23 protein-coding genes are annotated in these 24,789 nt (G+C 56.3%); 5 read left to right on the plus strand and 18 right to left on the minus strand.

Translation table 11 applies throughout. The features are described from left to right. From rsxC to blr, 7 genes are all read right to left on the minus strand, one after another. The coding region (gene rsxC / locus ABLV12_RS07545) for an electron transport complex subunit RsxC (RefSeq protein ID WP_348866952.1) at positions 1-1,824 on the minus strand (1,824 nt) is incomplete at its 3' end. Beyond that, positions 1,817-2,395, minus strand: a complete 579-nt coding sequence (gene rsxB / locus ABLV12_RS07550; RefSeq protein ID WP_004102635.1) for an electron transport complex subunit RsxB — start codon at positions 2,393-2,395, stop codon at positions 1,817-1,819. The genes rsxB and rsxC, both read right to left, overlap by 8 nt. Beyond that, positions 2,395-2,976 carry an electron transport complex subunit RsxA gene (gene rsxA / locus ABLV12_RS07555; protein ID WP_004102633.1) on the minus strand — a complete coding sequence of 194 codons (582 nt, stop codon included), beginning with the start codon at positions 2,974-2,976 and terminating at the stop codon, positions 2,395-2,397. Before rsxA ends, rsxB begins: the two co-directional genes overlap by 1 nt. A gap of 77 nt (positions 2,977-3,053) precedes the next feature. Beyond that, positions 3,054-3,494 carry a DUF2569 domain-containing protein gene (locus tag ABLV12_RS07560; RefSeq protein ID WP_016810106.1) on the minus strand — a complete coding sequence of 147 codons (441 nt, stop codon included), beginning with the start codon at positions 3,492-3,494 and terminating at the stop codon, positions 3,054-3,056. 80 nt (positions 3,495-3,574) lie between these two features. Next, positions 3,575-3,790 carry a transcription modulator YdgT gene (gene ydgT, locus ABLV12_RS07565; protein ID WP_004102628.1) on the minus strand — a complete coding sequence of 72 codons (216 nt, stop codon included), beginning with the start codon at positions 3,788-3,790 and terminating at the stop codon, positions 3,575-3,577. 220 nt (positions 3,791-4,010) lie between these two features. Beyond that, entirely contained in the window at positions 4,011-5,381 is a 1,371-nt protein-coding gene (locus tag ABLV12_RS07570) for a GH1 family beta-glucosidase (protein WP_160886300.1), read from the minus strand. Positions 5,382-5,484: 103 nt separating this feature from the next. Further along, the gene (gene blr / locus ABLV12_RS07575; protein WP_017145752.1) at positions 5,485-5,634 is read right to left on the minus strand and encodes a division septum protein Blr; all 150 of its coding nucleotides are present in this window, start codon (positions 5,632-5,634) and stop codon (positions 5,485-5,487) included. Positions 5,635-5,818: 184 nt separating this feature from the next. On the opposite strand from blr, the gene ABLV12_RS07580 reads away from it, so the two are divergent. Beyond that, entirely contained in the window at positions 5,819-6,859 is a 1,041-nt protein-coding gene (locus ABLV12_RS07580; protein ID WP_004113414.1) for an oxidoreductase, read from the plus strand. Positions 6,860-6,921: 62 nt separating this feature from the next. Here ABLV12_RS07580 and add read toward each other — a convergent pair whose 3' ends face one another. Next, positions 6,922-7,923 (minus strand): adenosine deaminase, encoded by a 1,002-nt coding sequence (add, locus tag ABLV12_RS07585; protein WP_004102621.1) that lies wholly within the window; start codon positions 7,921-7,923, stop codon positions 6,922-6,924. A 272-nt stretch (positions 7,924-8,195) separates the two neighbouring features. Between add and metQ the strand changes: the two genes are divergently transcribed. Further along, on the plus strand, positions 8,196-9,011 hold the full coding sequence (gene metQ / locus ABLV12_RS07590) for a methionine ABC transporter substrate-binding lipoprotein MetQ (protein ID WP_004102620.1): 816 nt from the start codon (positions 8,196-8,198) through the stop codon (positions 9,009-9,011). Between the two features lie 82 nt (positions 9,012-9,093). Here metQ and yedF read toward each other — a convergent pair whose 3' ends face one another. The 5 genes from yedF to malX all read right to left on the minus strand — a co-directional run bounded on the left by yedF (position 9,094) and on the right by malX (position 14,064). Further along, the gene (yedF, locus tag ABLV12_RS07595) at positions 9,094-9,327 is read right to left on the minus strand and encodes a sulfurtransferase-like selenium metabolism protein YedF (protein ID WP_004102619.1); all 234 of its coding nucleotides are present in this window, start codon (positions 9,325-9,327) and stop codon (positions 9,094-9,096) included. Beyond that, entirely contained in the window at positions 9,324-10,535 is a 1,212-nt protein-coding gene (yedE, locus tag ABLV12_RS07600; protein ID WP_004102618.1) for a selenium metabolism membrane protein YedE/FdhT, read from the minus strand. Before yedE ends, yedF begins: the two co-directional genes overlap by 4 nt. A 188-nt stretch (positions 10,536-10,723) precedes the next feature. After that, the gene (ydfZ, locus tag ABLV12_RS07605) at positions 10,724-10,927 is read right to left on the minus strand and encodes a putative selenium delivery protein YdfZ (protein WP_004102617.1); all 204 of its coding nucleotides are present in this window, start codon (positions 10,925-10,927) and stop codon (positions 10,724-10,726) included. A 324-nt stretch (positions 10,928-11,251) separates the two neighbouring features. Then, positions 11,252-12,424, minus strand: a complete 1,173-nt coding sequence (locus tag ABLV12_RS07610; protein ID WP_004102615.1) for a MalY/PatB family protein — start codon at positions 12,422-12,424, stop codon at positions 11,252-11,254. 47 nt (positions 12,425-12,471) lie between these two features. Beyond that, complete coding sequence (gene malX / locus ABLV12_RS07615) at positions 12,472-14,064, minus strand: maltose/glucose-specific PTS transporter subunit IIBC (RefSeq protein WP_004113412.1); 1,593 nt, start codon at positions 14,062-14,064, stop codon at positions 12,472-12,474. A gap of 174 nt (positions 14,065-14,238) precedes the next feature. Here malX and ABLV12_RS07620 point away from each other — a divergent pair, with 174 nt between their 5' ends. Continuing rightward, on the plus strand, positions 14,239-15,267 hold the full coding sequence (locus ABLV12_RS07620; protein WP_348866953.1) for a Mal regulon transcriptional regulator MalI: 1,029 nt from the start codon (positions 14,239-14,241) through the stop codon (positions 15,265-15,267). A gap of 25 nt (positions 15,268-15,292) precedes the next feature. On the opposite strand, the gene ABLV12_RS07625 is transcribed toward ABLV12_RS07620, so the two are convergent. Further along, positions 15,293-16,840, minus strand: a complete 1,548-nt coding sequence (locus ABLV12_RS07625) for a YdgA family protein (RefSeq protein WP_160886298.1) — start codon at positions 16,838-16,840, stop codon at positions 15,293-15,295. 98 nt (positions 16,841-16,938) lie between these two features. Beyond that, on the minus strand, positions 16,939-18,117 hold the full coding sequence (gene manA, locus ABLV12_RS07630; RefSeq protein WP_023321105.1) for a mannose-6-phosphate isomerase: 1,179 nt from the start codon (positions 18,115-18,117) through the stop codon (positions 16,939-16,941). A gap of 197 nt (positions 18,118-18,314) precedes the next feature. Here manA and fumA point away from each other — a divergent pair, with 197 nt between their 5' ends. After that, the gene (fumA, locus tag ABLV12_RS07635; protein WP_004102605.1) at positions 18,315-19,961 is read left to right on the plus strand and encodes a class I fumarate hydratase FumA; all 1,647 of its coding nucleotides are present in this window, start codon (positions 18,315-18,317) and stop codon (positions 19,959-19,961) included. Between the two features lie 142 nt (positions 19,962-20,103). Then, positions 20,104-21,504, plus strand: coding sequence for a class II fumarate hydratase (fumC, locus tag ABLV12_RS07640; protein ID WP_160886296.1), 1,401 nt, complete (start codon positions 20,104-20,106; stop codon positions 21,502-21,504). Here fumC and tus read toward each other — a convergent pair. The 3 genes from tus to rstA form a co-directional block, all read right to left on the minus strand. Next, the gene (tus, locus tag ABLV12_RS07645) at positions 21,494-22,426 is read right to left on the minus strand and encodes a DNA replication terminus site-binding protein (RefSeq protein WP_348866954.1); all 933 of its coding nucleotides are present in this window, start codon (positions 22,424-22,426) and stop codon (positions 21,494-21,496) included. The two genes, fumC and tus, sit on opposite strands and share 11 nt — an antisense overlap. A 76-nt stretch (positions 22,427-22,502) precedes the next feature. Beyond that, the gene (rstB, locus tag ABLV12_RS07650) at positions 22,503-23,804 is read right to left on the minus strand and encodes a two-component system sensor histidine kinase RstB (protein ID WP_004113401.1); all 1,302 of its coding nucleotides are present in this window, start codon (positions 23,802-23,804) and stop codon (positions 22,503-22,505) included. 15 nt (positions 23,805-23,819) lie between these two features. Then, the gene (gene rstA / locus ABLV12_RS07655) at positions 23,820-24,539 is read right to left on the minus strand and encodes a two-component system response regulator RstA (RefSeq protein ID WP_004102597.1); all 720 of its coding nucleotides are present in this window, start codon (positions 24,537-24,539) and stop codon (positions 23,820-23,822) included. Between the last annotated feature and the right edge of the window lie 250 nt (positions 24,540-24,789).

The raw sequence follows: 24,789 nt of genomic DNA on the forward strand, positions 1-24,789 counted from the left end.
GATCGCGGCCTCGACGGCGGCCTTGCGCGGGTCAACGGTAGCAGGTTGCTCTGCGGCGGGGGCAGGTTCAGCCGGGGCTGCCTGCTGGCCCGCTTTGCGCGCTTTGGCCCGGGCGATCGCGGCCTCGACGGCGGCCTTGCGCGGGTCAACGGTAGCAGGTTGCTCTGCGTCCGGGGCAGGTTCAGCCGGGACTACCAGCTGCTCAGCCCTGCGCGCCCGCGCCTCGGCCTTACGGGCTTCGCGAGCGGCGATGGCTTCGCTGTTATTCGGTTTCTCGCCGGAGAGCACGATAATCGGCTGTGCCGCGTTGCGCTGCTTTTCACGTACGCGGGCAAGGGCGGCGTTAATCGCATCCTGATCTTTCGCTGCTGGCTGTACGGCTGCCTGCTTATGACGTTCCAGCCTTGCGGCTTTATCCCGTTCCAGGCGAGCCTGACGCGCCTCAAAGCGGACTTTCGCTTCCGCTGCGCGTTTCTCTTCTTGCGCAATGGCGTATATCTCGGCTTTCTCCTGGCGGAAGTACTGCACCAGCGGGATATTGCTTGGACAAACCCAGGCGCAGGCGCCGCACTCGATACAATCGGCGAGGTTATGGCTGGTGGCTTTGTCGTGCTGCTGCCCTTTGCTGAACCAGTATAACTGCTGCGGCAGAAGATCGGCCGGGCAGGCGTCCGCGCAGGCGCTACAGCGGATACAGCCTTTTTCCTCTTCCGGTTCGCCCATTTCGCTCGCCGAAGGCGCCAGCAGACAGTTGGTGATTTTGACCACCGGCACGTCGAGCCAGGGCAGGGTGAAGCCCATCAGCGGGCCGCCCATAATCACCATCGGATCGGCGCCTGGGCAGAAACCGGCATCTTTTAGCAGATGGCTGACCGGCGTACCCAGGCGCGCCCAGACGTTGCCCGGACGCGTGACCGCTTCGCCGGTTAAGGTGACTACGCGCTCCGTCAGCGGCTCGCCGTCTATCACCGCACGTTTCACCGCATAGGCGGTGCCGACGTTTTGCATCAATACGCCGATATCAGAGGAGCGCCCACCGTGGGGCACCTGTTTACCGGTGAGGATTTGCGTCAGCTGTTTTGCACCGCCTGAGGGGTATTTCGTCGGGATTACGCGCAGCGAAATACCGTGCGTGTCGGCAAGTACCGCGCGGAGCATCGAAATCGCCTGCGGTTTATTATCCTCGATGCCGATCAGCACCTGTGCAGGTTGCAGAATATGGGCAAGGATGCGAATTCCCTCAACGATTTGCGCCGCGCAATCCTGCATCAGGCGATCGTCAGCGGTGATATAGGGCTCACACTCCGCCGCGTTGATGATTAATGTTTCGATTCTGTCGCCGCCCCCGCGCAGCTTAGTGCCGGTGGGGAAACCGGCGCCGCCAAGCCCGGCTACGCCAAACTGGTGAATGCGCTCAATCAGCTCTTCGCGGGATTTATTCTGGTAATCGTTCCAGCCATCGCGCTCAATCCAGCGGTCTTCACCATCGGCATCAATAATGACGCTCATTTCCGCCAGCGCGGAAGGGTGGGCGGTCGAGTGGGGGGCAATCGCCGCCACGATGCCGGACGTTGGCGCGTGCACCGGCAGCATTCTGCCCCAGCCGCGGGTTAGCGGCTGGCCGCGCAGGACGCGATCGCCCGGCTGGACGCAGAGCTCACCTTCCGCGCCGATGTGTTGTTTCAGCGGGATGACAAAACGCTGCGGCAGGGAAACCTGACGCAGCGGGGTACCGTTAGACTGGGTTTTCATTTCCGGCGGATGAATGCCGCCGTTGAAGTCCCAGACTTTGTCTTTGCGAAATGCGGAAAATAACTTAAACATGTTGTTCCACGGGAATAATGCGTACCGGGATGGTTTGAAGATCCCATTTCCAGGTTTCTGTCGTCGCCGCCACCGGGCGCAGTTCAATACATTGCGTCGGACAAGGCGCGACGCAAAGATTACAGCCGGTGCAGAGGTCGCTCATCACCGTATGCATCGCACGGGTGGCGCCGACGATGGCATCCACAGGACAGGCCTGAATGCATTTTGTGCAGCCGATGCAGTTCGCTTCGTCGATCACCGCCAGCATTCGCGCAGGTACGGCTTCTTGCGCATCGCCGTCCGTAGGCTGCGGGTCGACGTTCAACAGTTCAGCGATTTTGAGCATCACCGCTTCGCCGCCGGGCGCGCAGCAGTTAATTTTCTCACCCTGAGTGCCTACGGCTTCCGCGTAGGGACGACAGCCGGGGTAACCGCACTGACCGCACTGGCTCTGCGGTAGCAGGGCGTCAATTTTTTCCACCACCGGGTCATCTTCCACCTCAAAACGGCGCGAAGCGTACCCCAGAATTAAGCCGAAAATCAGCCCCAGCAGGCTAATGGCAACCACGGCTATCCAGACAGCATTCATTACAACTTCACCAAACCACTAAAGCCCATAAAGGCGAGAGACATTAAACCGGCAGTGACCAGCGCAATGGCATTACCGCGAAACGGCGCCGGCACATCGGCAACCACCAGACGCTCGCGGATGGAGGCGAAAAGCACCATCACCAGCGAAAAGCCGACGGCGGCAGCAAAGCCGTACAGCGCAGACTGCAGGAAATTATGCCCGAGGTTAATGTTGAGCAGCGCAACGCCGAGCACCGCGCAGTTGGTGGTGATCAGCGGCAGGAAGATGCCCAACAGGCGATACAACGCCGGACTGGTTTTACGCACCACCATTTCGGTAAATTGCACCACTACGGCGATAACCAGGATAAAGGCCAGGGTCCGTAAATAGACCAGGTCCAGCGGAATAAGGATCCAGGTATCAATCAGCCAGGCGCAAATTGAGGCCAGCGTCATCACAAAGGTGGTGGCGAGCCCCATTCCCATAGCGGCTTCCAGCTTTTTGGAAACCCCCATAAACGGGCACAGTCCCAGAAACTTCACCAGCACGAAGTTGTTAACAAGAACGGTGCCAACAAAGAGCAGTAAATAATCAGCCATTATTCGACCTGAAATAGAAAAAGCCGTCTATTATCGAATAAATCGATACCGGCGACAACAGGTTAACTGTGTGGTTATTACGGATTCACAAAGGTCCGCTTAACCCGTTCAGAACGCTTGAAATAGGGAGCCAGCAGCGCCGCAGCGAGAAGGGGAAACAGCAGCTGGCGCAGCGCCAGAGCGTCTGATATTGGGGAAAAGGCAAATGCTTTTACCGCCAGCAGAAGCGTAATCAGCAGCCAGATAATGTAATGCTTTGGCACCCCTTTCCGCCGCTTGAAAAAGGCAATGGTCAACCACAGCGTGTAGTACCACATGGCGATCGCGAAGGCCAGAGAAGCAATCCACAAGGCGAGATGCTCAGCACTCATATTGCGCAGCAGGGTATAAGTCTGGGAAGACATCAGAGCATCAGCAAAAAACAGCAGCGACAATGAGGCGCTAAGCAGGGCCACCAGGAGCCATGCCAGCGGCGCCAGAAGCCATCCGCCAATACGTTCCACAGAGTCAGAGGACATTATTACTCCCGAATTTAACGCCAGTTATCAATAAAAGCAGGGCCGGAAGTATAAGCAACTGGCGTGAATGATGACAGTCTTTATTGCACGTAGCGCCAGACGGACTTGGGCACCTCGCCAATGTTGAACAATTTGCCGCCAGAAACCAGCTCCGCCCGACGATGGTCTGCGGCGCGATACATGTTGACGATCTCTTCGTTATCGGTCAGGGAATAGTTAAGGTGATCAAAAAGTTTTTCCAGACTTTCCAGCGTGCTGATTTTACGAAATTTTAATAAGTAGTCCTGAACAGTCATTTGCGTATCCATTTTATAATCAGAATAATTTAAGTTGAATATACCCATTCTGTGTAAACCTGTTCTCAACCGGCCGTTCCTTTTTTTCAGTAAACTGTATGGAATTATTTCGGTTGTAAATACCCGGAACAAGAACAGATGATGTTTCTGGCCTGGTAAAAAGGAATTTAAGAGTATTCCAGAACTGAATCAGGCGCCGGATGGCGCCTGGGAGAGAAGATTAACGCTGTTCGCCTCGGCTGGCAATAACGTTTTGGTACCAGAAAAAGCTCTTTTTACGTTTACGCGCCAGATTGTTCTGATGATCAACATAAACAAAGCCGTACTGTTTTTTATAACCGTTGAGCCAGCTTAATAGATCAATAAAGGACCAGGGATAATAGCCGCGCACGTCAGCGCCCAGTTCCAGCGCTTTTTCCAGCGCAGTTATGTGGCTACTCAGATAGTCAATACGCGGGTCGTCGACGATTTCGCCATCGATGATCGGGTCAATGGCCCCGAGTCCGTTTTCGGTGATGTAAATCGGTATGTCACCGTAGCGCGCTTTAATCATCATGATCCCGTCGGTTAACCCCTGAGGCCAAATTTCCCAGCCCCATTCGGTATAGGTACTTTGCGGGTTGCGTACAAAATAGAACAGCCCGTCGACGCCGGGTTCGCCGCCGGTCGGAACCTCCGGGGGCTGCGCTGAGACGGTTTCGCGGCGGTAGTAGTTCAGGCCGATAAAATCACAGCGGTTTTCACGCAGCAGCGCATCGTCGCCTGCGGCAAAAGCCGGAACGCCCCACAGCGCCTGGGTTTGTTGCAGGAGCTCTTCAGGGTATTGACCTTTTAGCACCGGATCGTAAAGCCAGTGGGTGTGAATAGCATCCGCCATCGCCGTCGCGCGCATATCCTCCTCGCTGTCGGTTAAAGGGGTATGCGGCTGCAGTACGTTGACAAAACCTATCTGCCCCTCGACTGCCATTTCACTAAACGCTTTCACGGCCAGCGCATGGGCGATAAAGACGTGGTGGCAGGCCTGAATCGCGCGCGCAGGGTCGCGCACCGCTGGCGGGTGGATGCCGTTAATATAGCCATGCCCGATAAAGACGATAGTTTCGTTGAAGGTCGCCCACAATTTGACCCGCGAGCCGAAGCGCTGATAGCAGAGGCGGGCGTACTCAGCGAACGCTTCCGCCGTACTGCGCGCTTCCCAGCCGCCTTCCTCCTGCAACGCCTGCGGAAGATCCCAGTGATACAGGGTGATCATCGGTTCAATATTATGCGCCAGCAGCTCATCAATCAGATCGCTGTAGAACTGAACCCCAGCCTCGTTAACCTCGCCGCGGCCTTCGGGCAGCAGACGCGGCCATGAAATTGAGAAGCGATAGCTTTGCAGACCCATTTCCGCCATCAGCGCAACATCTTCGCGAAAGCGATGGTAATGGTCTACGGCGATATCGCCGGTGGTGCCCTGAAAAGTGGTGCCTGGGAGATGGGAGTAGATATCCCAGATAGAAGGGCCTTTGCCGTCGGCATCGTGTCCGCCCTCAACCTGCCAGGCTGCGGTAGCGGCTCCCCATAAAAAATGCTGCGGAAATCCGGACATGAAGAAACTCCTTATCGATTGATAAGGAGATTGTAATAAAACCCTGCACCGCTATGCAACCGGTTTCAGAAACCGGTTGCATAGTTGCGAAGCGGGTCACTGTTTATTTCGCCAGCGGCTTCGCCTGAACAGTATCAACGGTAGGTGGGGACTGGTAGTTATCAATATGATGAGCGATAACTAAAAGCAGGGCTGAGACGCCCAAAACAATCCAGCCAATAAGTTCTACAATACGGTTAAAAACGTTTTCCATAACTCTGTAGCAAATTGTGAAACCAGAAGGAAATGGTACTAGAGGATTGAAGTAACGCAAGTGTTACATGAACTTAGTTGCGCAAATGACGTAATGCTGCGCGATAACGCGGGCAACATGCGTTAACAGAGGTCTTATCCGCAGCGTAACTGGGACACCGTTATTCTCGTTAAGGGGGTAAAATATGAGTGATGCTATCCGGGTAGGATTAATCGGTTATGGCTACGCGAGCAAGACCTTTCATGCGCCGTTAATCAGCGGTACGCCAGGGATGACGCTGGCCGCCGTGGCCAGCAGCGATGAAAATAAAGTGCATGCCGATTGGCCTGCATTGCCGGTGGTTAGCGGGCCAGAGCGGATTTTGAACGACCCCAATATCGATTTGGTGGTGATCCCGACCCCAAACGACACCCATTTTCCGCTGGCCAAGGCCGCGCTGGAGGCGGGCAAGCACGTAGTCGTCGATAAACCCTTTACCGTGACACTGTCACAGGCGCGTGAGCTTGAAGCGCTGGCAAAAAGCGGCGGGCGGCTGCTGTCGGTATTCCATAACCGCCGCTGGGACAGCGATTTTCTGACGGTAAAAGCGCTGATTAACGAAGGGCTACTGGGGGAAGTAGGATACTTTGAGTCTCATTTCGATCGCTATCGACCGCAGGTGCGTAATCGCTGGCGTGAACAAGGCGGACCGGGGAGCGGCATCTGGTACGATCTTGCTCCGCATCTGCTGGACCAGGTGGTAAATCTCTTCGGCCTGCCGGTTAGCATGCAGGTTGATCTGGCGCAGTTACGTCCGGGCTCCCAGTCCACCGACTATTTTCATGCGGTTTTAGCCTGGCCGCAGCGTCGGGTCGTGCTGCACGGAACTCTGGTCGCTGCGGCGGAAACGGCGCGCTTTATTATCCACGGTTCGCGAGGAAGCTATGTGAAATACGGTCTCGACCCGCAGGAGGAGCGGCTGAAAAGCGGCGAACGTCTGCCGCAGGAAGACTGGGGATACGATATGCGCGACGGGGTGCTGACGCGAGCGGAGGGCGAGGACATAACCGAGGAGTCGTGGCTTACGCTGCCGGGTAACTATCCGGCCTATTATGCCGCTATTCGCGATGCACTTAACGGAAGCGGCACTAATCCGGTTCCGGCAAGCCAGGCGATTCAGATTATGGAGCTGATTGAGTTTGGCCTCGAGTCGGCCAGACATCGAACGACGCTGTGTCTGAATTAGGTCATCCCGGCGACACCAACCGCCCGGCGTTGAATGACCCCCGTTTATCACGGGGGAGTCGATCAAGCCTGCTGAACGCGCTGCATCAGCGCTGCTTTTTCCCCGGCGCTTAAAAAGGCGAGTTCCAGGCCGTTGATCTGCGCCTGGCGAATCTGCTCGCGGCTCAGGCCGGCAGCCGGGGCGGCAACCGTATATTCGTGGATAATATCGACGCCCTGGACGGCGGGGTCGTCGGTATTAATGCAGGCCAACACGCCGTGCGCGAGGAAAGTTTTCAGCGGATGCCGGGCCAGCGACGGCACGGTGCTGGTCTGGATATTGGAGGTCAGACAGGACTCAATGCCGATGCGCTGCGCGGCGAGATAGTCCATCAGCGCCGGGTCCTGCACCGCCTTCACACCGTGGCCGATGCGTTCGGCTCCCAGCTCGCGAATGGCCTGCCAGATGCTTTCCGGACCGGCGGCTTCGCCTGCATGGACCGTGATCCGCCAGCCCGCATCGCGCGCGCGGCGGAAGTGCTCCATAAACAGATTCCCTGGGAAGCCAAGTTCATCGCCGGCGAGGTCGAGGGCGGTAATGCCGTCGCGGTGGGCGAGCAGGGCTTCGAGCTCTTCCTCGCACGCCGCTTCGCCGAAGGTGCGGCTCAGAATACCGATCAGACGGGCTTCAACGTTAAAGTCGCGGCTGCCTTCTTTTACCCCGGCGATCACCGCTTCGACGACGCCCGCTACCGGCAGCTGGTGGGTCATCGCCATATAGCGCGGAGAGAAACGCAGTTCGACGTAATGCAGTCCGTTGCGCGCGGCATCTTCAAGGTTTTCATAGGCAACGCGGCGGCAGGCATCCAGAGAGGCGAGCATTTTTACACCCCAATCCAGCTTAGAGAGGAAGCTAACCAGGTCGGGCTCATTGCTGGTGACCTGTACATGAGGACGTAATGTTTCGAGCGTATTTGCCGGAAGTGCGAGGTTATACTGGCGGCCAAGATCGAGAATAGTTTGGGCCCGGATGTTACCGTCAAGATGGCGATGGATGTCGGTTAATGGCAAAGTTAAATCAATCATGGTCGCACTCTTTTTTTAGTTAAAGTGCGCGTCATTGTACATCAGAACGATAAATGGTTAAAAGAGGAGAAAAATACCGAATAAATCAATGAAAAAGGGAGTGGTGAGGAAAGATTCCCCTCTCTCTGAGCAGCATGTCGCATTCGCTCATAGCAAAACGCTATTAATCATAGTGAATCAGTATTTAATTTCGCCCGTGTGATTTTCTATAGTCTCTGGCGCTGGTTTTCCTGCAATGAATGGCAGGCTATTTTAAAAAGGACCCTGGGAATATGATCTTTACGTTAAAAAAAATTGCAGTACCGCTGGTTGTCGCAAGCTCGCTGCTGCTGGCAGCCTGCAAACCTGGCGAGCAGGACCCTAACCACATCAAAGTGGGCATTAGCGCAGGCGTTGACCAGGAGGTCTGGGCGGTGGCGCAAAAAGTGGCAAAAGAGAAGTACAATCTCGACGTCGAAGTGGTGACGTTTAATGATTTCGTCCTGCCCAACGAAGCGCTGAACAACGGCGATCTTGATGCTAATGCTTTCCAGCATAAGCCTTATCTGGATAAACAAATTCAGGAGCGCGGCTATAAGCTGGTTCAGGTTGGCACGACGTTCGTTTATCCGATTGCCGCCTATTCGAAGAAAATCAGTTCGGTCGACCAGCTGCCCGATGGCGCGCAGGTGGCCGTTCCCAATGACCCAACTAACCTCGGACGCTCGCTGCTGCTACTGCAAAAGCAGGGGCTGATTACATTGAAGGAGGGCACCGGTCTGCTGCCCACTTCGCTTGATATCATTAATAACCCGAAAAACTTAAAAATCGTCGAGATTGAGGCGCCGCAGCTTACCCGCGCGCTGGACGACCAGCAGATAACCATGGCGATAATTAATACCACTTTCTCAAGCCAGGTGGGCCTGTCACCGTCGCGCAACGGCCTGTTTGTGGAAAGCAAAGATTCGCCCTACGTCAATATCTTTGCCAGCCGCATCGAAAACAAAGATAGCGAAAAGGTAAAAAATCTGGTGAAGGCCTACCAGAGCGATGAGGTGGCCGCGGCGGCAGAACAGCTTTATAAAGGCGATGCGGTTAAGGGCTGGTAATCGTTTCATTCCCGGTATGGCATCCGCCGCCGACGGGCAAGCGCATATAACGGCCGGTAGCGTGCTACCGGCTTTTTGATGGCTATTTTTGAATCAAATAGCGGATGGTTGGCCCATCTTGCTGAATATCGAGCACGGTATAGCCGTGATTTTTGGCATCCAGCGGGATATTGTTAATCGACTGCGGGCAGTCGCTGACCACTTCAAGAATTTCGCCTTTCTTCAGCGAGGGCATCGCTTCAAGCGTGGCGATGGCAGGATAGGGGCAGGGTTCGCCAACCATATCCAGGCGATAGTCCGGGACCAGAGTTTTCATGCGCTTTCCTTAACCGTTGAGGTGGCGAGAGATTTGCGGCGGAAAAAGCGTTTTTCCCAGCCAATAACCAAACCCAGCGCGATCAGCAGCAGGAGATAGGTCACCAGCAGGCCGCCGAAAGGCCCGAATGTCGCCAGCAGGTTGATTTTATCCCAGCTTGTAGCCAGCGCCGGGGAGAGTCCGTCCCAGTAGTATGCCAGGATCGTTGAACCTATCACGTTGCCCAGCCCAACCCACCAGAAGTGCACCTGGCCTTCCACCGCGCGGTACATCCAGCCGGTTTCGCAGCCGCCCGCCAGGACGATTCCAAAGCCAAACAGCAGACCGCCGATGACCGCGTTGGGGCCGGCCCACATAATTTTTGGTTCCATGCCAAGCTGCACGTAGCTGAAGATCCCGATGGCGCTGGCCGCCATACCGAAAATGATTGCCTTCGCCATATTGGTGCGTCCGGTGATCCACATATCGCGAAAGGCAGAAGTAAAGCAGATCTGCGCGCGTTCGATAAGCAGGCCAAACCCGACGCCAAATAGCAGCGCCAGGCCGAGCTTCGGCTGGTTAGCCGCGGTGAGCAGACCCCAGGCGATCATGGCAAAAAAGACCACCATCCCGAGACGGAACCGGCGTCGCGCCTGGTCAGGTTTTTGCGTCAGCGGCGACGCCTGCGACACTTTTTGCATCTTAACCGGAATACGGAAGATGGGCAGCAAGGTAAAACGCGCGCCGAACCAGGTGCCGATAGCCGTCGCGATGGCAAAGAACCAGGCGTGCAGAGAAAACTGCGGGATACCGGTGAAGAAGGCGGCCAGGTTACAGCCCATCGCCAGACGGGCGCCGAAGCCGGCAATGATGCCTCCGGCGACGGCCTGCAGAATACGCACCCGGCTGCGAGGAAAACGCAGCTTCACGTTATTCGCCCACAGCGCAGCGGCGAAACAGCCGCCGAACATGCCGATGATCATCATGCCGTCGATGCGAGTGAGCGGGGTGCCCTCAAGATGAATGAGTTTGTAGTACCCCCACTCTTCGCTGTGCACGCCGATAAGTTGCAGCAATTGTCCGCCCCAGCGGGTAAATTCGCCGGTGACGGCCCAAAAAGTGCCGGTAATGCCGAAGTAGTAGGTTGAGAGAATCCCCGCGGCGATAACGGCGGGAACGGGTGACCAGAATTTAATCAGCCACGTCTGTTTGAATTGTTGCCATGTCATGAAGATGCCTCTGAACTCAGAAGGTATATTACCCGTAGCGGGTTGAAGAGGGGCGATACTACGCTGTTTAGTTCCTGAAAACGCTCGACAGGATCAAATTGACCGATAAAGAGAATATAAAAGGCCACGCGCTGGTGGCCTTTCACGACCGCTTATTCGCGGCCTGCTGTTAATGACGGTACGCGAATTCAGTTAAAGCCCAGACGAATCAGGTTCAGCGGGCTAAATAACCCTTCGTGTCCGTCTATTTCCACGCAATCAGCACGACGGATCTGCTCCGCCGTTTTACCTTCAGCGTGGATGGCCTTAATGACGCCCGTCGCGCCGCTATCGGCTACCATAACCATGCTGCCGGTAGAGATAGCATTACGGTTACGATCGTAAGTTTTCATAATTTCGTCCTCCTGATTAATACTTTGACGGGAATGAAAAGCGGCAATTAAATACACCTTTGCGGCGCGAATTTTTTTGCGTCTCGTCAAAATTTGGTCTCATTATGCCCGGAGACTCTTAGGTCGGGGGCAGGCAGGGGAGCGGGATTGAGACGGTTAATAAGCCAGAGGTTATTTTTTCCGCGGTCAGGTGAATCTCATCGGCGTGGCACAGAGAGAACTATGATTTTATTCGCGCTTAATGTTTGTACCGCGCAAAGCGCCGGTGAAATAAACGCCAGCGGTAGCGGGGAGCCCGCTACCTGATTATTGAAGGGAAAATAATTAGCGCAGCGAACGCAGGGCGGCGATTAATCCCTGCACGCCTTTTTCCAGCTTCTCGCGTGGGCAACCGGCGTTGAGACGGACAAAGCCCTTACCCTCTTCGCCGTAAGTGTAGCCGGGCATAATGGCGACCTTCTGCTCCTCGATAAGTGCTTTTTGCAGAGCGCGATCGTCAACGGCCAGCGGGCGCAGGTCAATCCACGCCAGGTAAGTCGCCTGCGGTGGCTGCCAGCCTAGCTCCGGAAACGCCTGATTCAGTTCGCCAGCGATGAAGCGCATATTTTCCTGCAAATAACCGCGCAGGGCATCCAGCCAGGGCGCTCCCTCGCGATAGGCGGCAATATGGGCGACCAGCGCCGGCACGGAAGGTGATGAGAGGCCATCGCGGCTCTTCAGCGCGTGCAGATAGCTTTCGCGCACGGCGGGATCGTCAATCAAGCCGTATGCGCCGGTAAATGCCGGAATGTTGAAGCTTTTCGAGCCGGAGGTGAAGAGCGCCCAGGGGCTGCGGGCCACGTCGCACCACGGGATGTGCTGCTGCCCGTCCCAGACCATGTCCATATGGATCTCGTCGCTAATCACTTTTACCCCATGCTTCTCACACAGCTGCGCCATGGTTTCCAGCTCTTCACGGGTCCAGACCTTGCCGGTGGGGTTGTGCGGGCTGCACAGCAGCAGAACGGTATTACGCGGCTGAGCCAGTACCCGCTCCAGGGCCGCCATATCGCAGCGCCAGTGATGGTTGTCGAGAGAGAGCGGCACGGCCGCGACGCGCCGCTGGTTGCCTTCAATGGTTTTATAAAAGGCATCGTAGGCCGGAGTGTGTACCACGATGCCGTCGCCCACTGCTGACCACTGACGAATCATCTCCGCGACCATATAGATCACCGATGGCCCGTAAACAATCGCTTCGCGGTTGATTGGGCTATGAAAACGGCTGGCGAACCAGTGGCTCACCGCGCCGAGGAATTCATCATTTTTCCACCGGCTGTAGCCAAAAACACCGTGCCCCAGACGTTTGCTGACGGCATCAAGAATACAGGGGGCGGTGGCGAAATCCATGTCGGAGATCGTAAAGGGCAGCAGGTCGGCTACGCCAAAACGGTCGGCGACGTAATCCCACTGCGTGCACCAGGTACCGTGACGGTCGATCTGCTTTGAAAAATCAAACATCGCAACTTCCTTAATCCTGGCCCCCTGCCGCAAGGCGGGGGCGGAGCTTATGCCTCGACGGTATTCATCAGGACAGCCATTTCATCTTTTACCGACTGCACCTGCGGGCCAATCACTACCTGCAGGTTATGCTGGTTGAGCTGAACCACGCCGATGGCGCGATTCGCTTTCAGCGCGGCGCTGTCGACTTTGCTCATATCGTTAACCGACAGACGCAGGCGGGTAATGCAGTTATCGAGCGAAACGATATTTTCCGCGCCGCCGAGTGCGGCCAGAATCGCCGGAACGTTATACCCTGATTTGCCGGTCACGCCGGTGACAGCTTTCTCAAATGCGCTCGTTGTTTCAATATCGCGTCCCGGCGTTTTCAGGTTAAAGCGGGAGATCGCGAAACGGAAGATACCGTAGTAAACCGCAAACCAGATGGCCGCAACCACCGGTACCATGTACCACCTGGTGGACAGACCGTGCAGAATGCCGAATACCACAAAGTCGATAACGTTGCCGTCGGTGTTGCCGATTGTCACGCCGAGGATCGCCATTACGGTAAAGCCCAGGCCGGTCAGTAACGCATGGATAACGTAGAGAACCGGCGCGACGAACAGGAACAGGAATTCCAGCGGTTCGGTGGTGCCGCCTACCACGCAGGCGATAACGCCGGAAATCAGCAGGCCTTTAATCTTATGGCGATTTTCCGGACGCGCGCAGTGATACATCGCCAGCGCTGCGCCCGGCAGGCCGCCGAGGAATGCCGGCATTTTACCCTGTGACAGGAAGCGGGTCGCGCTCTCGGCGAAGCCGTGGCTGGTCGGGCAGCTTAGCTGGGCCTGGAAAATCGTCAGCGCGCCGCTGACGCTATGACCGCAAACGTCCAGGGTGCCGCCCGCTTCGGTAAAGCGGATCAGCGCCACCAGAATATGGTGCAGGCCAAAAGGCAGCAGCAGGCGTTCACCGGTACCGAAGATCATCGGTCCGAAATCACCTGCGCTATTGATGACCTGGCCGAGTGCGTTAATCCCCATGGCGAAAACGGGCCATATTAGCGGGATCACCAGACCGACCAGGCCGAGAACCACGGTCGTAATAATGGGCACAAAGCGGGTACCGCCAAAAAAGGCCAGCGCGTCGGGCAGGCGGATGTTATGGAAACGTTCGTGCAGCATCCAGACGATGATCCCGGCGATCACCGCGCCGAGAATCCCGGTGTCGATCGATTGAATACCGATAATGTTCTGGATGTTATTGGCTTTGAGGATGGCGGCATCGGTGGTCGGCAGAATACCTTTGGCCGTCAGCCAGAAGTTTACCGCCAGGTTCATTACCGCGTAGCCGACAAAACCGGCAAACGCGGCGACGCCTTTGTTTTCTCGCGCCAGACCCAGCGGAATGGCGATACAAAACATCACCGGCAGAAAGCTGAAGGCAAAGGAGCCGACTTTGCCCATCCAGACGAAAACGGCCTGCAGCAGCGGCACGTCCAGCCACGGCAGAAGCGTCAGGACATCATGGCTGCTCAGAGAGCTGCCGATCCCCAGCATGATCCCGCAAAAGGAGAGTAATGCTACGGGTAACATGAAGGTTTTCCCGAGCTGCTGGAAAAACTCCCACAAGGTAATTTTGTTTGCTGTTTTCGCCGTCATAACATGAATCCTGGTTCTAAAAGTTATCGGTAGGATGCAACGCCACGAAAAGATAAAACGTTTTACCAAACTTTAGTGCGATAAAAATCACATATTCCAGCGATAATAAAGTTTATAAAGAGGGCATCCTGATAAAACGTTTTATCGACAGCCAAAGGGAGTCGGCCTGCAGTTATGGCTATCGCGAAAAAAATTACCATTAATGATGTCGCGCAGGCGGCGGGGGTATCCGTCAGTACCGTCTCGCTGGTACTGAGCGGCAAGGGGCGTATTTCGTCGGCAACCGGCGAGCGCGTCAATCACGCCATTGAACAGTTGGGCTTTGTGCGTAACCGCCAGGCGGCGTCCCTGCGCGGCGGCCAGAGCGGGGTGATTGGCCTGATCGTCAGCGACTTGTCGAAGCCTTTCTACGCGGAGATGACCGCCGGATTGACCGATGCGCTTGAGTCGCAGGGCAGAATGGTCTTCCTCACCCAGGGCGGGCACAGCGGAGAAAAAATGCTCCAGCGTTTTGATACCCTGGTTTCGCAGGGGGTCGATGGCGTAGTGATTGCTGGCGCCATCGATCGGGGGGGCGAACTGCGCGATCGCGCGGCGGAAGCCGGAATGCCGCTGGTCTTCGCCTCCCGCGCCAGCTATCTCGACGATGTGGACCTGATCCGCCCGGATAATATGCAGGCGGCGCAAATTGTCACCGAGCACCTGATCCGACGCGGTCATCAGCGCATTGCCTGGCTGGGAGGGCAAAGTTCATCCCTGACGCGCGCCGAACGGGTTGGCGGCTACTGCGCTACCCTGCTGAAATATGGCCTGCCGTTTCATAGCGAGTGGGTGGTGGAGTGCGGCTCAAGCCAGAAGCAGGCGGCGGAGGCGATGACGGCCCTGCTGCGGCAAAACCCGACCATTAGCGCCGTGCTCTGTTATAACAGCGTGATCGCGACCGGGGCGTGGTTTGGCCTGATGCGCGCCGGGCGACAGAGCGGAGAGGATGGCGTTGAAAGCTATTTCGAACAGCGGGTCGCGCTGGCGGCATTTGCGGAATTACCCGAGGAGGCGCTGGATGATCTGCCGCTGACCTGGGTTACGACTCCCGCCCGGGAGATGGGGCAAAGCCTGGCGGAGTGTATTTTACGGCGTATGGAAGAGGGGCAGGGAGCGTCGCGAAACCAGATCATCTCTCCTCGGCTGATTACGCGTAAATAGCCCCTGGTGAGGGGCTATATGTCATTTATTGCTGCGGCGCGACTGGCGGTACCACTTCTTGCGGCAGCGTCTCCTGCGGCTCAGCGGGCGCCGGGACAGGGGGAAGCGCTAAACCGAACATCCCGGCAAACTCATCCAGCGGCATTTTCTGCCCGTTCAGCGTCACCTGGCCGTCAGCATACTGCAGGCTGGAGGTGATGGCGTTATCTTCCATAGTGGTAATACGGAACATCTGTCCCATCGCCGCCAGGCCTTTCACCTGCTGATCCGCAAGCTTAGCGGCGTCGGCGGGCTGATAGCCTTCCAGCCCGGCAATCTGAGTCATAAACGCCGTCGCCATATCCACCGGGATCACCAGCTTGCCGTCGAGAGATTTGACGCTACGATCCACTTCCTCGGCCAGCGTCTGCGGCGGAGTGGTAGTCAGCGACGGATCTTTGAGCAGAATCGATAGATTCAGGGTGGTTTCGCCCTTCGCGTTGCGCCAGCTTAGCGGAGAAATGGTCAGGGACGGGCTGCCTTTCAGCATCATCGGCAGTGAGCTAAAGAAGGTTTGCGTTAGCGCCTGCTGGTACAGCTCAGGATTCTGCGCCAGCTGAGGGTCCGCCATCAGCGCCTGGGCATCGGCATTGTACTTCTGGCTGAACTGATGGAAAGCTTCACCATCAATATTGTCCAGCTTCAGGGTCAGCCTGCCGCTACCGATATCCTGATTTTGCAGCTTCAGGCTGTTGACGGTGTAGTCCAGCTGGCTGTTAATCCCTTTGCCGTCGGCGGTCAGCGAAGAGTTGCCGTCGATTTTCATCCCTTCAAACAGCGCCAGCTCTTTTCCTTCAACGCCAATCGCCAGTTTTTCCAGCGAGATGGCCTGCTTGCCAATACGCTCGTTGAAGCTGGCCATTTCGGTGGAACCGTCGGTTTTCAGATTATTAAAGGTGAGCTGTACCTTCTGATTGTATTCGTTGACCGCGTTAATTTGCCCGCTGCCCGCTTCGCCGCTCAGGCTGAGGGTTTTTCCCTCTCGATCGGCGTTAAGCTGGAACTGACCGCCGCTAAAAGTGACTTTCTCGTCGTCTTTCGCGTAATCAAGCGGTTTCAGCACGATAGCGGACTGGTTGTCGCCGCTGTAGGCGATGCGGGTATCGATAGTAAACGGCGTTTCGCCTTTTGCAATGTCAAACAGCGACTTGCTGGCCTCGTTGTTCACTAAGGTGGTTTTGACGGATGCCATCGCCGGGGCGAGGTTAAAGGATTTCAGTGAAGCCAGCGGGAAGGGGCCGTGATCGACAACTTCGTCAAACACCAGCGACTGTCCGGCGGCCAGCCAGCGGGGCGCTTTGCCGACGATGGGTTTCAGGACCAGTTGTAAACGGCTGCTGAACAGACCGCGCTGATAGTCCTGATAGGTGAGCTCTACGCCAGCCTGCGGCGCGCTGCTTTGCAGCTGAGCATTCGCCTGCTGCACCATATCGGCAATGCGGCTTTCCAGCTGCTTCCCTGTGTACCACGCGCCGCCCGTCCAGACGACGCCCAGCGCGATGATAACTCCTGCTGCGACCAGCGATTTTTTCATAGCATTTGTCCATAAATGAAACCAGGCGGATTGGGCCGCCTGGTAGTGTTGTCGTGATGAGTGAAAGTCTAGCAACTGTGGCTAAAAAGTTCAGTAACTTACTGGAGCTTATTAAACACGCGCGCCACGCGACCGCTGCCGCTGACCTGTACCGGTGATTCGTTGTGCGCCACGAAAGCCGACTCGCCCGGCTTCAGCGTCAGACGCTGTTCGCCTTTCACGATCGTTGCTTCACCCTCGACGCAGAACAGGATCGCCGCGCTATCCTGGGCGATGGTTGATGCCTGCGCTGAAAGGTCGTGCAGTGAGAAAGCAAAATCGTCAACCGGGATGGGGAAGTCCAGCTCCGCGCCGTGAATGACCGGCTGGGTCAGGAGTTCGCCAGCGGGTTTGGGTTCAAATTTGACGTTTGCCACCAGCTCCGGAATATCAATGTACTTCGGCGTCAATCCCGCGCGCAGGACGTTATCGGAGTTGGCCATCACCTCCAGCGCCACGCCCTGCAGGTAGGCGTGCGGCGTTTCCGCAAACAGGAACATCGCCTCGCCGGGATTCAGCTTGACCACGTTGAGCAGTAGCGGAGAGAAAAGGCCGCTATCGTCCGGATAGAACTCGGCGATCAGGCGGATAGTCTGCCACGGTTCTCCCTGCTCGCTGTCCAGCGCTCTCTGCAGTACGCTCAGGGCGTGCGCTTTTTCGTCGCCTTTCATGTTCAGCAGGCTGGCAAACAGCTGGCTCAGATGGGCGGCGTCAGGCTGCGCCAGGAACTGCGCTATTGCCGGATGCGCTTCAGCTACCGGCTGCAGCAGCTTCACGATTTCGGAAAACTCGCGGAAGGCGTTCATGGCAAGGAACGGCGTTAACGCGAAAACCAGCTCCGGCTTGTGGTTCGGATCTTTATAGTTACGTTCGGCGGCATCAAGCGGGATCCCGGCGGCATTCTCTTTGGCAAACCCGATTTCCGAGGCCCGTTTGTTCGGGTGAACCTGAATAGAGAGCGGCTGGGCAGCGCACAGCACTTTAAACAGGAACGGCAGTTCACCAAAACGCTCGGCAACTTTGGCGCCAAGCAGGGTCGTTTTATCGCTGTCGATTGCATCGCGCAGAGAACGCGGCGTTCCGGCGTCATCGAGAATTTGCGAGCTGCTCTTCGGATGCGCGCCCATCCACAGCTCCGCCATCGGCAGGTTGTTTGGGTTAGCAATGCCATAAAGTTCGGTTAAGGCGGTATGACTTCCCCAGGCGTAATTTTGCACTGAGTTGATGAGTTTTTGCATTCTCAATCCCTGTTTCCACTTGATAGTAATGGCACTATTAAACCAGCAAACGCCCGAGAAGCAACCGGTGCGAAGAAAAAGTCGTCCTTGTCTCAGTTTTTGTTAAAAAATTGTGTAGAATCGATCGACTCGCTTTTCTACGGGCAAATGGAGTGTCTGCCTGAAATATAATCAGCCAAGCAGTAAGTGAGAGCACAATGTCGAATAAACCCTTTGTATATCAGGATCCTTTTCCACTGAAAAAGGACGATACCGAGTATTACCTCCTCAGCAGTGATTACGTCTCCGTCGCCGAATTCGCCGGCCAGGAAGTTCTGAAAGTTGAACCTCAGGCGCTAACTTTACTGGCACAGCACGCTTTCCACGACGCCTCCTTTATGCTTCGCCCGGCGCACCAGCAGCAGGTCGCCGATATTCTCAACGACCCGGAAGCCAGCGACAACGATAAATACGTGGCGCTACAGTTCTTGCGCAACTCGGATATTGCCGCCAAAGGCGTACTGCCGACCTGCCAGGACACCGGTACCGCAATTATCACCGGCAAGAAAGGTCAGCGCGTGTGGACCGGCGGCGGCGATGAAGCCGCGCTGGCGCAGGGCGTGTACAACACCTATATCCAGGATAACCTGCGCTATTCGCAGAACGCGCCGCTGGATATGTATAAAGAGGTCAACACCGGCACTAACCTGCCTGCGCAAATCGACCTCTACGCTACCGACGGCGAGGAGTACAAATTCCTCTGCATCGCCAAAGGCGGCGGCTCGGCTAACAAAACCTATCTGTATCAGGAAACCAAGGCGTTAATTACTCCGGCGAAGCTGAAAAATTACCTCGTCGAGAAGATGCGCACGCTGGGGACCGCGGCCTGCCCGCCGTACCATATTGCTTTTGTGATTGGCGGCACGTCGGCGGAGTCTACTCTGAAAACCGTTAAGCTGGCCTCAACGAAGTATTACGATGGTCTGCCGACCGAGGGCAACGAGCACGGCCAGGCCTTCCGCGATATTCAGCTCGAAAACGAGCTGTTGCTGGAAGCGCAGAACCTTGGCCTCGGTGCGCAGTTCGGCGGTAAATACTTCGCCCACGATATTCGCGTCATCCGCCTGCCGCGCCACGGCGCCTCCTGTCCGGTGGGCATGGGCGTTTCCTGCTCCGCGGATCGCAACATCAAAGCGAAGATCAACCGCGAGGGGATCTGGATTGAGAAACTGGAGAGCAATCCGGGCAAGTATATTCCCGAGCATCTGCGTCAGGCCGGCGAGGGAGAAGCGGTTAAGGTCAATCTGAACCAGCCGATGAGCGATATTCTGGCGCTGCTGTCGCAGTACCCGGTGTCGACCCGCCTGTCGCTGAGCGGTACGATTATCGTGGCGCGCGATATCGCCCACGCCAGGCTGAAAGAGCTCATCGATAATGGCGAGGAATTGCCGCAGTACGTCAAGGACCACCCGATCTACTACGCGGGCCCGGCGAAAACCCCTGACGGCTACGCTTCCGGTTCTCTTGGCCCGACCACCGCAGGCCGTATGGACTCCTACGTCGATCTGCTGCAGGCGCATGGAGCGAGTAAAATCATGTTAGCCAAAGGTAACCGTAGCCAGCAGGTGACCGACGCCTGTCACAAGCACGGCGGTTTCTACCTCGGCAGCATCGGCGGTCCGGCGGCGGTACTGGCGCAGCAGAGCATCCGTAGTCTGGAGTGCGTGGCCTGGCCGGAGCTGGGGATGGAGGCTATCTGGAAAATTGAAGTTGAAGACTTCCCGGCGTTTATCCTCGTGGATGATAAGGGCAATGACTTCTTCCAGCAGATCCAGAGTTCGCAGTGCGCCCGCTGCGTGAAATAAGCTCAGCCGCCCTTCGGGGCGGTTTTTTTATGCCGCTTAGCGGCACGAACCACCAAAACAACTTATAAATCTGACCCATACTTTACGCTTTAAGCAGGTGAGCTTTGTCGCTATTACGCACTTTGAATCCAAGGAGAAAGTAATGACAACGCATCGCAGTGAAAAAGACTCTATGGGCGCAATCGATGTGCCTGCCAATAGGCTTTGGGGCGCGCAGACTCAGCGCTCACTGGAACATTTCCGCATCTCGACGGAAAAAATGCCGGTCGAGCTTATTCATGCGCTGGCGCTGACCAAGCGTGCGGCGGCGAAGGTGAATAACGATCTCGGTCTTCTGAGCGCAGAAAAAGCGCAGGTGATTATTCAGGCTGCGGATGAAGTGTTGGCAGGCAAGCATCCGGACGAGTTTCCGCTGGCTATCTGGCAAACCGGCTCCGGTACGCAAAGCAACATGAATATGAATGAGGTGCTGGCTAATCGTGCGAGTGAACTGCTGGGCGGGGTACGCGGGATGGAGCGTAAGGTTCATCCTAACGATGATGTTAACAAGAGCCAGAGCTCTAACGACGTTTTCCCGACGGCGATGCACGTAGCGGCGATAATTGCGCTTCGGGTAAAGCTGATCCCGCAGCTCAACATTCTGAAGCAAACGCTTAATGATAAATCCCTGGCCTTCAACGATATTGTCAAAATCGGCCGCACCCACCTGCAGGATGCGACGCCGCTGACGCTCGGCCAGGAGATCTCAGGCTGGGTCGCCATGCTCGAGCATAACCTCCGGCATATTGACCATAGCTTGCCCCATCTGGCGGAACTGGCGCTGGGCGGCACGGCGGTGGGAACCGGGCTTAATACCCATCCGGAATACGCGGTACGCGTCGCCGCCGAGCTGGCGGCCCTGAGCGGCCAACCGTTTGTGACCGCGCCGAACAAGTTTGAAGCGCTGGCGACCGTTGATGCGCTGGTGCATGCCCACGGCGCGCTGAAAGGGCTGGCCGCTTCGCTGATGAAAATCGCCAACGATGTGCGCTGGCTGGCCTCCGGTCCGCGCTGCGGCATCGGCGAAATTGCGATCCCGGAAAATGAACCGGGGTCGTCGATTATGCCGGGCAAGGTTAACCCGACCCAGTGCGAGGCCCTCACTATGGTCTGCTGTCAGGTGATGGGTAACGATGTCGCGGTAAACATCGGCGGCGCTTCGGGCAACTTTGAGCTCAACGTTTACCGCCCGATGGTGATCCACAATTTCCTGCAATCGGTGCGGCTGCTGGCTGATGGGATGGCGAGCTTTAATGAGCACTGCGCGTCAGGCATTGAACCTAACCGCGAGCGTATCAGCCAGTTGCTCAATGAGTCGCTGATGCTGGTTACCGCCTTGAATACTCATATTGGCTACGACAAAGCGGCGGAAATTGCCAAAAAGGCGCATAAAGAGGGGTTAACGCTCAAGGCCTCCGCGTTGGCGCTCGGCTACCTGACGGAAGAGGAATTTGACCGCTGGGTGCGCCCTGAAGAGATGGTAGGCAGTATGGCTATTCGCTAGCCAGCCACAGGTGCAGTCGCGGAATCATTAGCCTGAGCGATTGCGCCTGCGGTTTATAACGATACTGCACGTTCCCGGCGTCATAGTTCAGAAGCTCTCCGAGGTCCGGCACGCTAACGCCCTGCGTGCCGGATATCAGCGCGATCATCGGCCCTGGACAGGCGTATTGCACCTGCTTTTGCTGCCCGCTATACCACACCCTGGCGATAGGCTGAACCTTTACCGGCCTCTTTATCTTCAGCTTCGCCCGCTGCGGCAGGGCGGCAATATCCTGGTACTCTCGCTCCAGCTTGCTTTGCCACTGTTCGCGCGTCCACGGCGGAACCGCGCGGGGCGACTGAAGACTTTTTTCCAGTTGCATGAGAACCTGGTCGCGGGTGAGATTTTTAATTACATGCTTATTGGCCCAGCCGAAGCGGATAGTGCTCGGGTCAATTAACGGGGTGAGCGTGCGATAGGCGCTCAGCGTGATCAGTCCCGGCAGGTGGCGATGGACCCACTCAAATCGTGCGGTAGCGGGAAGACCGGAATCGACGGTGATAATCTTCTCGAAGGTCGCTTTAAGAACGTTGATATGGGCGATCTTGCGTAATAGTTCTGCCTGCTCGCAGGCCTCAGTTCGCAGGCAGATCGCGCCGGGCAAACGCACGGCAGCCTTACTGCTGCGGGTTTCCGACTGCTGCTGGATAAACAGGTGGCTATAGTGTTTGAGCGCCATCTCCAGCGCGGGTTTACCGGTGTGCTGAACCACGTTGATGTTCTCCAGCGGCTGGTGTTCGGCATCTTTGCTGACCAGCGGCAGCTCAAAGACGCGCGCAGCCAGCAGACGGCACTGGCTCAGGGCCTGTTTAAGCGCCTGCAGTTCACGCTCGAGCTGGCGAAAGGTGACGTTCAGACGTTCAACGAGGTCATAGCTGGCCATATTTCTCCACCTTAGTTACAACATACTTTATGTTTTTTTAAACTATAGCAGACCTCAGCTCCTGCGCAAGGGCTCATCAGGCCGAGGTAAAATTCGGCAGCTGATGATAAACCGGCCAGCTAAAACAAAAACAGGCGCCACCGAGCTCGCTTGCCTGGCAATGGACTTCGCCAGCCATTGCCTGGGCAATACTGTGGACGATAGCCAAACCAAGACCGCAGCCGCCGGTGGCGCGATCGCGGCTGGGGTCGAGACGAACAAACGGCTCGAACACTTTCTCCCGCTCAGCGGGCGCGATACCTGGACCATCATCTTCGACGCGCAGCGTTGCGCGCGAACCCTGCAGCGTCAGGCTGACCTGAATACGCTGGTTACTGTAGCGCAGGGCGTTGTTCACGAGGTTATCCAGCACCCGTTCCATTAAGCGCATGTCCAGCGCGCCGTAATTTCCGTCCACGACTTCGCTTAGCGCAACGTCGCGCTGGGGATTCACCGCCTGAATATCTTCTACGCGATCGCCGAGCCACGCCGGGAAATTGGGGGTCGTCAGCTTCAGTTCATTCTGCGGGCGATCGAGGCGCGCATAGGTCAGCAGCTCTTCAATCAGGGCCTCCAGCTGGCCGATATCGCGATTTAACGCCTGTGATTCGGCTTCTGTAAGGTTCTCGCTCATCTCCAGGCGGTAGCGCAGACGCACCAGCGGGGTGCGCAGTTCATGGGCAATACCGTCGATCAGCTGTTTTTTGCTGGCGATAAGCGCGTTGATATTATCGGCCATCTGATTAAACGCCACGCCCAGCCGTTCGAAGCTGGACATGCTATCGAAGTGGATCCGCTCGCTAAGATGCCCGTCGCCGAAGCGCTGAGCGGCGGTTTCGATACGCAGCATATCCTGCCAGTGGGGGCGCATCCAGATGAATACGGGAAAGGCCAGCGAAATAGCGATGAAGGCCATCAGAGCCAGATCCAGCAGGCGCATCTCATGCAAAAAATAGAGGTACGGTACCGGGCCGACGGAGAGCACGTAGTGGCTACGAGGGATGCGCTGAATAAAGGTGTACTGATCGTCCAGGGCTACGATATCGCCAGCGCGCAGATGCTGCATCGAGTTTTCCGAGAGCTTGAATTTGCTGATAGGCTCGATATGCAGATCGAATGAAAGATTAAGGTCCAGCTCTTTGAGCGTTTTGCTCCAGTCGCGCGGCGGGATCTCGCGCAGCTCGCTGCGCATCAGATACAGCGAGCTCTTCATCAAATCATCCAGCGACTGGCGGCCTGCTCGCTCGGCGGTAAATTTGTACACCAGGCCGACCATCATCGTCATTACCAGAAAACAGACGAACAGCAGGAGGTAAAACTGCACAAACAGCTTTTTCATAGCCAGATCCGTAAATTAATTGTCCCACGCGTGCGGGGCGAATAAATAGCCTTTATTGCGTACCGTTTTGATGCGATAAGGCTCAGTCGCGTTGTCGAGAAGCTTTTTGCGCAAACGCGAAATGGCGACGTCGACGCTGCGGTCCATACCATCGTAGCTTACGCCGCGCAGGTTTTTTAATAGCGCATCCCGATCCATAATTTGTCCTGCGTGGGTCGCCAGCTCCCATAACAGATCGAAATCCGCGGTGGACAACGCGACGTTTTCCCCGCTGAGCATAACCTGACGATTGACCGGATCGATACTCAGCGAACCAAAAGCGATCGCTTTATGCGGCGTCAGCGAGGAGGGGACGCCGCTACTGTCCTGGGGGGGGACATGCTGGCGCAAATGCAGACGCAGTCGGGCTAACAGCACTGCGGGTGGCGTTGTTTTCAGAATATAATCGCTGGCGCCCATTTCGAGCGACAGGATATGGTTCATATCGCTATCCAGTGACGTAAGCAGCACGATGGGCCCTTGCCACTGGCCGCGTAAATCCCGGCACAACGTCATCCCATCTTTACCAGGCAGCATGATATCCAGCAGCACCAGATCGGGCTTTTCGCGCGCGATAACCTCTTCGGCACGGTCACCGCGAGGCTCAACCACGACGTCCATATCATGTTTCCCGAGATAGGCCGCAATCAGCGCGCCTACTTCGGCATCATCCTCAACGAAAACAATTTTATTCATAGCGTGTATGCTTACACTCATCTCTGGCTGATTGAATCTGTTGCCCTTAGGCGCGGTCAGTGCCACGCTTGAGGCATCATCAGGGCGTAGCCCGTTAATTCACTGTTGTCATTGTAAACTATTCGGGCATCAATATGAGCTATGAGTTAGCGATGAAATTCGCTATGATGGCTGAATTCGCGCAATGATTGATCAAATTTATGCTTTGCCGCGCGTTTAGCGCATCGTGCTGGATGCGGGCAGGACTGGC

This window comes from Klebsiella sp. CN_Kp100, assembly GCF_040065315.1.
GTDB classification, from domain to species: domain Bacteria; phylum Pseudomonadota; class Gammaproteobacteria; order Enterobacterales; family Enterobacteriaceae; genus Klebsiella; species Klebsiella oxytoca.